Origin of the sequence: Myroides phaeus (genome assembly GCF_900099675.1) — a bacterium.
GTDB lineage: Bacteria > Bacteroidota > Bacteroidia > Flavobacteriales > Flavobacteriaceae > Flavobacterium > Flavobacterium phaeum.
Genome location: NZ_FNDQ01000007.1, coordinates 103,440 through 115,267, shown reverse-complemented (window position 1 = coordinate 115,267; position 11,828 = coordinate 103,440). Strand labels below are relative to the sequence as shown.

Sequence of the window (11,828 nt, the reverse complement as noted above, 5' to 3'; positions counted from 1 at the left end):
TCCGTCACTTCCTGGTTTTCCTGGCATTCCTTCAGCTCCTGGCTCTCCTGGTTTCCCCTCCATATTCTGACCGTTAAATCCAGTATCTCCTTTGTCTCCCTTATCTCCTTGTGGTCCTTTAATATTAACCCACGTACCATCTGGTTGAACAACCCAAACTCCATCATTATTGGTAACTATAGTAACGTCTTTTCCCGGACCTCCATCACTTCCTGGTTTTCCTGGCATTCCTTCAGCTCCTGGCTCTCCTGGTTTCCCCTCCATATTCTGACCGTTAAATCCAGTATCTCCTTTGTCTCCCTTATCTCCTTGTGGACCTTTAATATTTACCCACGTACCATCTGGTTGAACAACCCAAACTCCATCATTATTGGTAACTATAGTAACGTCTTTTCCCGGTCCTCCGTCACTTCCTGGTTTTCCTGGCATTCCTTCAGCTCCTGGCTCTCCTGGTTTCCCCTCCATATTCTGACCGTTGAATCCAGTATCTCCTTTGTCTCCCTTCTCTCCTTGAGGTCCTTTAATATTAACCCACGTACCATCTGGTTGAACAACCCAAACTCCATCATTATTGGTAACAATAGTAACGTCTTTTCCCGGACCTCCATCACTTCCTGGTTTTCCTGGCATTCCTTCAGCTCCTGGCTCTCCTGGTTTCCCCTCCATATTCTGACCGTTAAATCCTGGTAATCCTTGTGGTCCTTGATCTCCTTGAGGTCCTTTAATATTAACCCACGTACCATCTGGTTGAACAACCCAAACTCCATCATTATTGGTAACTATAGTAACGTCTTTTCCCGGTCCTCCGTCACTTCCTGGTTTTCCTGGCATTCCTTCAGCTCCTGGATCACCTGGTTTCCCTTCCATATTCTGACCGTTAAATCCAGAATCTCCTTTATCTCCCTTATCTCCTTTTGGACCATTGATATTAGTCCAAGTATTGGTAGTCTCATCATAGATCCAAACACCACTATCGTTATGAACAATAGTTACACCTTCTCCTGGTCCTCCTGGAGTACCTGGCTTACCAGGTTCTCCTGACTGACCTGGTTTTGATTCTGAATTATATCCTGAATCTCCTTTATCTCCTTTTGGTCCAGCTAATAAATCAACTTTAACCCCTTTTTCTAAAATTGGGTTTCCTGCAGCATCAATAGCCTCCTCATTATAATAAATGAAACTTGTATCTCCATCTTTATAATCAATCTTCGTCACAGTTTCAAATTGTTTCAACTCTTTCAAAAAAATACTCACCGATTTCTTATCAGTATCATATAAATAAAGTGAATCGTTTTCTACAATAAAATAGCTGTTACGAGTATTTAAGTCTTCAAAATTTTTATCACTTGCTAAATGATACCATTTATCTTCATACCAATAATAGAATCCTTTCTGTAAATCCTGAGCCTTCTCATTAGTGTTAAACACCAATAATGATTCGATCATCTCACCTTCAATAGTGTCGTCATCTACAAGAGATTTTAAACTAACACGAGGAACTAACATTCCTTTATTTGTTGCATCTACATCTAACATAGCTGCGGTTTTAGGCAAAGCCGTACCAATACCAACTTGTGAATATCCTATAGTAGTTAATGTAAAAGCTAATCCGATATATATTAATCTTTTTTTCATGGCAATTCTTTTATATATTCAATCTTGTTTTTTTAATCAAAGTAACGTCTAAGCTTTACTGAAACTCCATTTTGATTTACCCAAAAACCCATATTATTTGATGTTCCTTCAGCATTTCTTAATCCAACCTTTACTGCTGTTGTTTTATCTATTCTAAAAAAGAAAGTAAATGTATATCCTTGAATACTTTGTCGCTCCTTTTCACTTGAAATAATAGATAAAACTCTTGGATTAGCTAATGCCACATTATTTTCATCGTGTATAACACATTCTTTTACAAATAATCCTAAATATCCAGGTAAAAAACTACTATCATCACCACTTGTAGTCTCTTTATTCCATCCATCGAAAGAGACTTCTACTCTATAAAACCCTTTTGGAATAGTTATTAATTCTTCCTTCACGGGTAATTCTTCAGCAAAAGTCGATGTTACTACATATTTACCCGCTGGGAAATTAATGTATTGCAAATTATTATTACTATTCTCTTTTATAATCTCAATATCTTGAGCTCCTGTAGACCTTCCCATCCTAACTGTAAGCAACTGATCAATACCATCTGTATTTAGTAATTGATTCCATTTTTTACCATCCCAAACATATATACCTTTCATTGCAATTTTATCCAAGTGATTTCTGTCAATAACATTATACACTAAAGTACCTATTTGAGGATCTTCTATAGGATTTTTATTATCATCGAACACTTCAAAAACATGCTTAGGTAATAAAATACCTTTCGTATCAGAGCTAACCTCCAATACTGCTGATTCATGAGGTCTATGTGTTCCAATACCAACCTGACTCCAAGCTGAAAAGCAACTTATCATAAGTCCGACTCTTACTATATTTTTTATCATAGTATTGATTTTTCAATGTTAACAAAAGAATCTTCAATTTGAATTGCATCACCACTATATGTAGTTCCTTTCTGCGTGCTAATCAATAATTTAACAATTCCTTCTGTGTTCTCTTCTATAACAACAGCAAAGTAAAAAGTTGTTGTAAATGCTCTTGAGGTTTCTATCTGCAAATTATTTTTATTTGAATCTTTTCCTGACATTGGCACTAAAATATCTACAAAAGAAGTATTTAATCCTTCCTTTCCATTTACCTCAATCTTGCTTCTCATATTAATTAAATGAGCTCTAACACTTTGCGAACTCTGACCTATAGCATTCGATAGGTTATATTTCAATTTTCCTGCCAAATGAATAGTAATCAAATAATTTCCAGGCAATAACTTCAAACTATTGTTTTCAACATTAACATCCCCATAAGTATTATCAAAAATTAATTTTTTAATTTTTAAAGTAAAATAACTTCTATTTACAAATTGAATTTCATCGTTTTCAACATTTGCTACTGCATTTTCAATAGAACTACCTCTATTTACAATAGGACTCCACATCCCATTTTTAAACATATAAACACCTGCTATTCTATATGTTCCTTGGTTATAAACCATTAACCCCTCTGCTGGATTTTCTATAGGCTTTTTAGTATCCAATAAATTATCAATATCAACAACAGGTAATACAAATCCTTTTGCTTTATCTCCTTGTACAACACCTTCATTAATTGTAGACATATCTAAAATCACAGGAGAAGTAGCACTTGGCTCCTTATGTTGATTCGTTGCTGTTTGTGAATACATTGAAGTAATACCAAAAAACAACACCAAACTATATTTAAAAAAACTATTCATACTCACCTTATTTTAATTTTGTAATTTTCAGATAAGAATTATTTCCACTTAATTTAAAAACATCCCTATAACTTGTATTAGATGCCCTGCCTAAACCTAAACTTATTCGATACAAGACTTCTTTTTCCTCATTAGTTTCTAAATCAAAAACATTAGAAAAAACAACTCTATGCTCCTCTTTTACTGGCGAATATGTAGATCGCTCAACTCTATAATAAGTCCAATAAACCTCCCCTACTTGTGGTCCTCCTTCAACTGCAGGACCTTTAAAAATATGATCTGCTGTTACAAAAAAATCTGTAAAATAAGCCATATTATAGTTAATTAAAGGATCAATCGTAATCGGATCTGCAATATAAATAGCTATAAATTCAATTAAATAAACTCCTGACGATATTCCAAATGTAATTCCATAATCATTATGATCTTCAAGCACTTGTAGATTTGCTAAATGACCGTCATTCAAAATATTAAACTTTATTTCAGAACTTCTTAAATGAATTGGCACACCGTCTTCTTGAACATTCACATCTGTCAACGAATTCTTAGGTTGAAAACCAATAATCGCAGTTCTTGGTAGTCTATCAAAATTGGCCAACTGCTCCCAAGCTCCTTTTTCTCCATTTAGTTTATTATTCCAAAAAGATAATACACTTTCTTCTTTATCGTGCACATCAATAACTACAAGTCCATCTGGCATATCCTTTTGCTCACCAACAATTGGATCACTTTTAAACTTGTTCGTTATATTTACACGTGGTATTAAAACCCCCTTGTTATTTACATTAAACTCTGCGGTCGCATTTTTACTAACTCCCCTTTGATTAATCCCTATTTGACTATATCCATCGGTAGCTATTAAAGCAAGACACAGTAATAAAAATTTTCTAACTATTTTCATAACCTTTATTTTATATCCTAATGGTGATGCTTAATTTTACTTATAAAAAACAAACACTACTATCATTTAACTTTTTTAATAAAGATAATTTATTAATTTAAATAAATTAAACCTTTAATAATCTATTTTAAAATTTATAATTATCAAATATTTTCACATCCTAATTACTTATTTACAAAAACCGTGACAAAACATGATTTTCAAAATTAAAGTTCTCTAATTTTGTGATAGAAAAAGCAAAAAACAACCACAAACTACTAAACAACAACTACTTAGCATATTTAATTTTAATTTAAAAAAACATAATATTTTTATACAGCTACCGCAATTCTATTTTTTCTACATAAAAAAAAGCCGGTTTACTAATGTAAACCGGCTTCACTCAATCTGCTAAAAAGAAGACTAATCCATTTTAACAATTATAAACTCACTTCGCCTATTCGCTTGGTGTTCTTCTTTTGTACAAGGAACGTTGTTTGCACATTGATTTATCAACTGCGTTTCTCCATATCCCTTTGCACTTATTCTTGTTTCTTCAATACCTTGATTTACCATCCAAGTTCTTGTAGATTGGGCTCTGCGTTCAGACAACTTCATATTGTAAGCATCGTTTCCTCTGCTGTCTGTATGCGCTCTAACATCTATGGTAATCTGTGGATATAACTTCAATACCTCAACCACTTTTGCTAACTCAACAGCTGCATCTGGTCTAATAGTATGCTTGTCAAAATCAAAGTAAATAGGATCTAATTTTAACTTAGCAAACAAATCATCATCTGCTCCTATTTTCTCTTCTACAGGGTCTAATCCTATATTAACTTGTTTAGACACGTTAAACTCCTTCCCTAACAATGTTGAAATCTCAGCAGTAAGGAAGTTCTCAGCACTTGCTTTTAATCTAAATTTGCGATTACACTCCACTGCTTCTGTTACAAAATGTCCTCCTTGATCCGTAGTAATTACTTCCAACTCTTTGTAGTTTGCATCGTATAATACAACCGTTGCGTTAACAATTGGCAACTTAGTACTATTGTCAAAAACAATTCCTTCTATCTTTTGTATACAATCAACTACTTGAAAAAAGTAGATATCATCATTACCTGCCCCCCCTTCTCGGTTAGAACTAACAAATCCCTTGCGATTCTTATCATTGATAAAAAAGGCAAAATCATCTGAAGAACTATTGATAGGTGCGCCTACGCTCACAACTTTTCCAAATGTACCATCCACATTGATTTTTGCCATATAGACATCTAAACCACCTAAACCAGGGCGACCATCTGATGAGAAATACAAATAGTTGTCTTTAGAAATAAAAGGAAACGTCTCTCGGCCTTCCGTGTTAATGCGATTACCAACATTTTCTGGTGTTCCAAAAGAAGCATCTTCGTAGATTGCTACTCTATAAATATCAGACTCCCCTATTGTTCCTGTTCGATCAGAGGCAAAGTATAACCACTTTTCATCAGGAGACAAAGCTGGGTGAGCTGTATTAAAATCATCTGAATTAAAAGGTAATTCAACCGCTTCATTCCACTGTCCGCTTTCATTCAAAGTTGCCTTGTACAACTTCAATAAAATGGCGTAATCACTGTTGTAAACCTTTTTATTTTTTTTAAAATTGTTACGCGTGAAGTACATCGTTTTGCCATCTTTTGTAAAAATAGCAGAAGCCTCATTTACCTTTGTTTTTGCCGACTTATCAAACAACTCGGGTTCACTAAAACTACCATCTGAAGCAATAGTGGACATATACAAGCTTGTAACTGCCTCGTTAGTCCATTTGTGAATCCTTCCACCATGTTCTGTTTCACGGGCAGACGTAAATACCAATTTATCCCCTAAAATAGCAGCTCCATAATCTGAATACTCACTATTAATAGGCAAAGACTCCAAGTCGTAACGCTGAATCATAGCGTTGATTTCATCCAGATAGGTATCTTTCTTTTCTTCAAACAAAATACCTCTACTATCGCTTTTTTCAAGCTTTGCAAACAAGCCTAAATACTCATCTGCCTTTTCGTAATTCTCAACTCCCCTCAACGTCTGAGCGTAGCGATAATACGATTCGGAAGACAGTTTAGCATCCTCTTGCTTCGCCAGGGTAAACAACTCTTCATACCACTTATGAGCTGCTTTTAAATCTCCCTTAAAGTAATAGGCCTCTGCCAACTTAGATAAGGTATTGATACTCTTATATCCCTTATCCACAATTTTCTCGTAGATTTCAATCGCATTGACATATTCATAGTGGTCAAAACTCTTATCTGCTTTCTTCTCTTTGACACCTTGGGCAAAACCACCCATGGTAACCAAAAACACAGAGGCAATTGAAAAAAACCTAATCACATTCTTTTTCATATCACATCGTTTAGTATTAGAAGAATCTCGGTGTATTCAATTTTGTCTTGTGATTAAAAATATCAAACTTCAAGAAAAACTCGTGTGAACCAGAATTGTAATTAGCCAACTTAGTAGTATCTGCATCGTAAGAATATCCAATCATTAAGTTTGGATTAACTTGAAACCCAACCAAACCACTCACTGAAGCATCCCATCGGTAAGCAGCTCCTACAGTAAACTTGTCTATAAACAAGAAGTTAGCTGTTAAATCCACTTGCAATGGCGCTCCTGATACAGCCTTTGCTAAAAAAGCAGGCTTAAACTTCAAGCTTGGATTTAACTCAAACACATACCCTCCCATTAAATAGAAGTGTGCTTTCTGACTCATCACAGTAATCTCATTATCGTCATAGCGATCAGTTGTCAAGAAATTAGGCACAGACAATCCCACATACGCTTTGTCAGAATACAAGTACAAACCAGCCCCAACATTCGGGTTAAATTTATTCTTGATATTGTTTGCCAACTCCGCAGCAGAAGGATCATAAGCGTGTAGTTTATCGTACTCCACATCAAGTAAATTAGCAGTAGCTTTCACACCAAATGCCAATTTAAAATCGCGGTTTACGTCTATAGTGTACGACATATCTAACGAGATATTATTCTCTGTCATCACCCCTAATTTATCATTGGTAAACGTACCTCCAATTCCCAATTTAGAATCGCCTATCGGACTATGAGCAGATAGATGAGCTGTTTTAGGAGCCCCATCCAGTCCTACCCATTGTGCGCGATAATGTCCAAAAAGAGAAAGCGCCCCTGTAGACCCCGCATAAGCAGGGTTTACGTTAGAGGGATTGTACATATACTGAGTATATTGAGGATCTTGTTGACCAAAAGTTTGTTGGGCTGTAGCTAAACATACCAAGCACAAGCCCACTTTTTTTAGTATTGAATTGTAATTCATCTGTCTTTTCATTAATTAGATTCTAAGTGTAGGTATCCTGTTTTTTTAATTCTACGAGAAGCCCCTGTAGATTTATCCGGATACTCATACGTTACCACAAAGTAATAAGTACCCGATGGCAACTTCTCATTTTTATTCATAGTTACCCTACCCTCAGAATAGCCTTTAAAGACATTTCCATTACTGTTATAATTCGTTGTTTCGTAAACTTTAACTCCCCAACGGTTATATATTTCCACGCGGTTATCTGGATATTTGTTCAAGTTATCAATGCGGAAAAACTCATTGTGTCCTGTACCATTTACAGATACAAAGTTGTATATCACAACCTCGCCATCCAACATCCAATCCGTCTTAACAGTAGCTAAGGTAAAGTACCCCACATCTTCTACTGCAATAGGTGTTGTAACTGTTTGATTAGCCTCATCCACAATTCCTCCTTCATCTACCCACATCTTATCCTTTTCGTTCCAGCGAACAATGCGTAGGTTCTTATCTGCTTCTAACAACAATTCAGCCGGTGTAGTACGCTTGTCATAACTCAAAGTAACAATCGCATTCTCATGCTTATTGTCCCTCTTTTTTATAATCCAGTACTCCATATTATCCACTAATTGAATAACTCCTGCCTTTTTTGTACGTGCATCAAAAAATGGCTTATCCTTGTAAATATACTCTGCAGAGAATATATCTGTATTTGACTTAACCATTGACGTTCCCGCTGGGCGATACATTCCTTGGTCGCCAATAGGAAAAGTAAAATCGCTTTTACCCTCCTTTTCAACAGCCCCTTCCAGGTGACTCTTATCCGATGGATTAGCAGCTTCTGCTTTATCTAAAAAAGTAACGGCTCCTTTGTTTTTATCAACCTTTCCAATACCATTTAAAAAATCAGCCTTACCCGCCACAATCATATTGTTTTGAATATCAAAAGCCATCTTCTCTGTAGCATTGTCAAGCACTAAATCGTTAAACTTAGTCTGGCTATCACCCACTATTACCTGTGTGGTCTTACCCATCAGAATAGTTTTCCCTTCTGGTGTAATCCCCATATAATCAAAACTCCCTTCATTAGTCAGGTGTTTATGCACCATAAAAGTTCCGTTATTTTTAAAATCCGCTTTAGCCTTATTTTCAAAAGTATAATGCGTAGAAAGCAGTGAACCAGCCTTTACATATAGCTGCCCTTTATTCACTGTTTGCGCCATCGTACCTAACGGAGTAAGAGATAGAACTACTAAGAGTGTGTTGTAATTAATTTTCATCATGTCGCTCTTTTATAGTTCACTATTTTACTACAAACACGATGTTCATAATTGAATAAGCACTCCCCGTACCAATAACTTTATACGTCATTTTACCATTCTCATCAATTACGATGTCATCAAATATTGTATTATCGTAATCAGTTACATAATAGTACAAATCCGTTGCGTTTGGGAAATGAGGAATACCTCCTTTATCTGCCATAGGAGCACCTGTACTTCCTACAGCATTCCCTTCTAAACCAAACTGCTTTGTGTACTCAGCATATAAGTTTTTCTCTTCTTTTGTATTATTAGCCGTTACTGTTGACGTGTCAAAAACAATAGAAGGCATATAGAAAAATTTCACAGCCTTGTTATCTGTTGTTACCATTTGTTGCCACTTCGTACCATCATTATAATAAAACCCAGGCACTACATCATTAACTTTACTGGTATTATAAACAGTCATACCTGCTACGTGTTCGTTTAAAGGTGTAGCGTCTGTTGTTTTTTCTAATGCTAAACGAGGTAATAAAAGACCTTTATCAGCAGCATCTAACTCTAAAATTGCATTTGCATTAACATCTGGAGTATTATTAGCTCCCGCCACTCCAATTTTAGTTTGTGCAAATCCTAAAGTCGTTAGTAAAGTAAATGCAAATCCTAAATATATTTTTTTCATAATGTCATTTTGAGTTTAAGTGTAAGGAAGTACAAGTGGTGAGTTGTACTTCCTTTTTTTAATTATCTTGTTGTTTTGAGTTTGAAGTTGTCATTAAGGTTATTTCACCTCATTACCAGCGTATTCAACTACTACGTCATAATCACCTGTAGGAACTACAATGTAATGTCCTGCCGTACCAATGTTGAATGCTATTGTAGTACCTGATACTACAATATCAGTAGCGCTATTAGCAACAACAATATCTCCTTTCATTAATTTAATTGAAAGTACGCCATGAATAGCTGTAGCATTTTTTAATTCAACCCCTGTTGTTCTTGCAGAATTAACCCAAGTACCAGCAACTTCTCTACCTGCTTTAGTTGTTCCTTTAGCTAAATACACATAACGACCGTTATACACATTTCCTGTAAAAACAATATCTCCTGCATTTGTAATATTATCTCCTAAAGCTTTTTTAACAACATCTTTATGCTTGTTAATCACCTTAGTTAACATAGAAAGAGGTAAGTCAATCTCCTTATTTTCATATTTATTAGTTTTATCATTATAAACAACATGGTAAAAAACATGTGGCGTTTTATCAGTTACAGCTGTATCTTTCTCATCACCATCGTGGTCACCATAATACACGTTACCACCAGCGTTTAATACATTTGTGATTGCGTTTTTAATTTTCTCATTATTCTCAATAGACAATAGAATATCTCCTGTCATATTGATATAATCAGGCTGCCCTGCTTCATTGTCGTATTTATAGAAGATCTCTCCTTTTTTAACGTCTTTATCTACTGGCGCATTTACTTTAGCATAAGCTTCTAACGATTTGTCCGCTTTAGATTCAGTTCTTGTAATTGTTGTTTTAGTCTCAGCTCCCTTTACTAAATCATTTAAGTTAATCGTTTTATACTCATTTGTAGCTGCATCATAATATTGGAATACCCAAACTTTTTCTTTTCCTTGACTTGGGTCACTTGGATCTTTATCAACCTCAATCTCTTTATAGATAACATTCCCCGATACATTCTTAGAAATATTCTCTATCAACTCTTGTACTGTGTGATATTCTGTTGTAGAACCTTCCTTTAAAACAGTCGTTTTCTCAGTAAAAAATTGCTCAATATTCGTAGTCAATTCTTTCATAATATCAACAGTTACTGCGCCCGGAGCATCATTTGGAATATTATCTACTGTATTTGCTTTATCAGCTGCTAACCAATCAATGATTGTTTGCTCAGAGAAATAAACAAATTTGTTTGCTTTTCCTTTTTCTTCAATTTTTCTAATAAATGTTTTAGTCTCAGCTCCTTTTACTAAATCATTTAAGTTAATTGTTTTATACTCCTTTGTAGTTGCATCATAATATTGGAATGCCCAAATTTTCTTATTTGCATCATTAGGATCTTCAATTTGTGTATAGATAACATTTCCTTCAGAGAACTGTGTGATGTATTGTAAATACTCTTCTACTGTAGTAAACGTTTTATCCTTACCATCAACTTGTATAGTAATATTAGGGTTAGACTCTAAAATCTCTTTGATGTTATTTACAACAACTCCTTTTACTTCAATTGTAATAGCACCTGGTGTTTTTGCATTTAATCCATTGATAATATCAGCTTCAGTAGCCTTAGGATCTATTTTTAATGCATCTTCAATTGCCTTTGTAATTGTAGCTTCATTAAAATATACATAGCCTGTTACTTTACTATTATTATCTATAAAATCAATAAAGAAAGTATTTGTCTCAATTCCGCGAATCATATTCGTTAAGTTGATCGCTTTTGTTACATATTTACCACCCTCATAAGTTACATAAGACATTTCTCCAGTCTTAGGATCATATACAATTGTACTATGACTTTCTACTACTACTGGTTTACCATCGCTATCTACATTCCCTGGGTTAGTAGGAACGATATAGTTAATCAAGTTTTTAAGGTTAGTTACGTCAGCTCCAATCTTAGTAATGTTATCACCTAAATTTTCAATTGCTTTATCTAACTCTGATTTACTAACTATTCTATTCCATTTAGCACCATCCCAGTAGTAGAAACCTTTAGGTAATGCTATTATTTTATCATCTGTTGCATCTTTTACTTCATTTATATTGTAAACCAAAAGACTTTCTACTTGCTCTCCTATAATTGGTTTATAAATTTTTATGTCTGTCAATTTAACTCTCGGAATCAATAAACCTTTAGTGGTAGAGAAAATCTCAAGTTCAGCTGAAACAGCAGGATCAGGTGTTCCGATACCTACCTGTGCGTTAGCGAAATAAACTGATCCTAACAATGCTGCGATTAACGTAATTTTTTTCATGTCTAATAAAGTGTTTGTGTTAT

At 34.7% G+C, this 11,828-nt stretch carries 8 protein-coding genes and 1 pseudogene; all 9 read right to left on the bottom strand.

The genetic code is table 11. The features are described from left to right. Positions 1 to 1,635 (bottom strand): annotated as a pseudogene (locus BLT46_RS05320) (collagen-like protein); the annotation flags it as partial. A gap of 32 nt (positions 1,636 to 1,667) precedes the next feature. Further along, on the bottom strand, positions 1,668 to 2,495 hold the full coding sequence (locus tag BLT46_RS05315; protein ID WP_090407320.1) for a hypothetical protein: 828 nt from the start codon (positions 2,493 to 2,495) through the stop codon (positions 1,668 to 1,670). Continuing rightward, positions 2,492 to 3,343 carry a hypothetical protein gene (locus BLT46_RS05310; protein WP_090407317.1) on the bottom strand — a complete coding sequence of 284 codons (852 nt, stop codon included), beginning with the start codon at positions 3,341 to 3,343 and terminating at the stop codon, positions 2,492 to 2,494. Before BLT46_RS05310 ends, BLT46_RS05315 begins: the two co-directional genes overlap by 4 nt. 7 nt (positions 3,344 to 3,350) lie before the next feature. Beyond that, positions 3,351 to 4,244: a hypothetical protein gene (locus tag BLT46_RS05305; protein ID WP_090407314.1), complete on the bottom strand. Its 894-nt coding sequence runs from the start codon at positions 4,242 to 4,244 to the stop codon at positions 3,351 to 3,353. Positions 4,245 to 4,646: 402 nt separating this feature from the next. Beyond that, positions 4,647 to 6,605, bottom strand: coding sequence for an OmpA family protein (locus tag BLT46_RS05300; RefSeq protein ID WP_090407310.1), 1,959 nt, complete (start codon positions 6,603 to 6,605; stop codon positions 4,647 to 4,649). Between the two features lie 16 nt (positions 6,606 to 6,621). After that, positions 6,622 to 7,554 carry a PorP/SprF family type IX secretion system membrane protein gene (locus tag BLT46_RS05295; protein ID WP_090407381.1) on the bottom strand — a complete coding sequence of 311 codons (933 nt, stop codon included), beginning with the start codon at positions 7,552 to 7,554 and terminating at the stop codon, positions 6,622 to 6,624. An 11-nt stretch (positions 7,555 to 7,565) separates the two neighbouring features. Beyond that, a complete protein-coding gene (locus BLT46_RS05290; protein WP_317040926.1) occupies positions 7,566 to 8,822 on the bottom strand; it encodes a T9SS type B sorting domain-containing protein in 1,257 nt (418 codons plus the stop codon). A 19-nt stretch (positions 8,823 to 8,841) separates the two neighbouring features. Further along, positions 8,842 to 9,483 (bottom strand): lysozyme inhibitor LprI family protein, encoded by a 642-nt coding sequence (locus tag BLT46_RS05285; protein WP_090407304.1) that lies wholly within the window; start codon positions 9,481 to 9,483, stop codon positions 8,842 to 8,844. A gap of 99 nt (positions 9,484 to 9,582) precedes the next feature. Continuing rightward, positions 9,583 to 11,805 carry a hypothetical protein gene (locus BLT46_RS05280; protein ID WP_090407302.1) on the bottom strand — a complete coding sequence of 741 codons (2,223 nt, stop codon included), beginning with the start codon at positions 11,803 to 11,805 and terminating at the stop codon, positions 9,583 to 9,585. Positions 11,806 to 11,828 lie beyond the last annotated feature (23 nt).

Excerpts from the sequence above, each read along its gene's own strand:
- BLT46_RS05315 (WP_090407320.1), bottom strand. The coding sequence starts at position 2,495 with ATGATAAAAAATATAGTAAGAGTCGGACTTATGATAAGTTGCTTTTCA.
- BLT46_RS05300 (WP_090407310.1), bottom strand. The coding sequence starts at position 6,605 with ATGAAAAAGAATGTGATTAGGTTTTTTTCAATTGCCTCTGTGTTTTTG.
- BLT46_RS05295 (WP_090407381.1), bottom strand. The coding sequence starts at position 7,554 with ATGAATTACAATTCAATACTAAAAAAAGTGGGCTTGTGCTTGGTATGT.
- BLT46_RS05310 (WP_090407317.1), bottom strand. The coding sequence starts at position 3,343 with ATGAATAGTTTTTTTAAATATAGTTTGGTGTTGTTTTTTGGTATTACT.
- BLT46_RS05290 (WP_317040926.1), bottom strand. The coding sequence starts at position 8,822 with ATGATGAAAATTAATTACAACACACTCTTAGTAGTTCTATCTCTTACT.
- BLT46_RS05280 (WP_090407302.1), bottom strand. The coding sequence starts at position 11,805 with ATGAAAAAAATTACGTTAATCGCAGCATTGTTAGGATCAGTTTATTTC.
- BLT46_RS05305 (WP_090407314.1), bottom strand. The coding sequence starts at position 4,244 with ATGAAAATAGTTAGAAAATTTTTATTACTGTGTCTTGCTTTAATAGCT.
- BLT46_RS05285 (WP_090407304.1), bottom strand. The coding sequence starts at position 9,483 with ATGAAAAAAATATATTTAGGATTTGCATTTACTTTACTAACGACTTTA.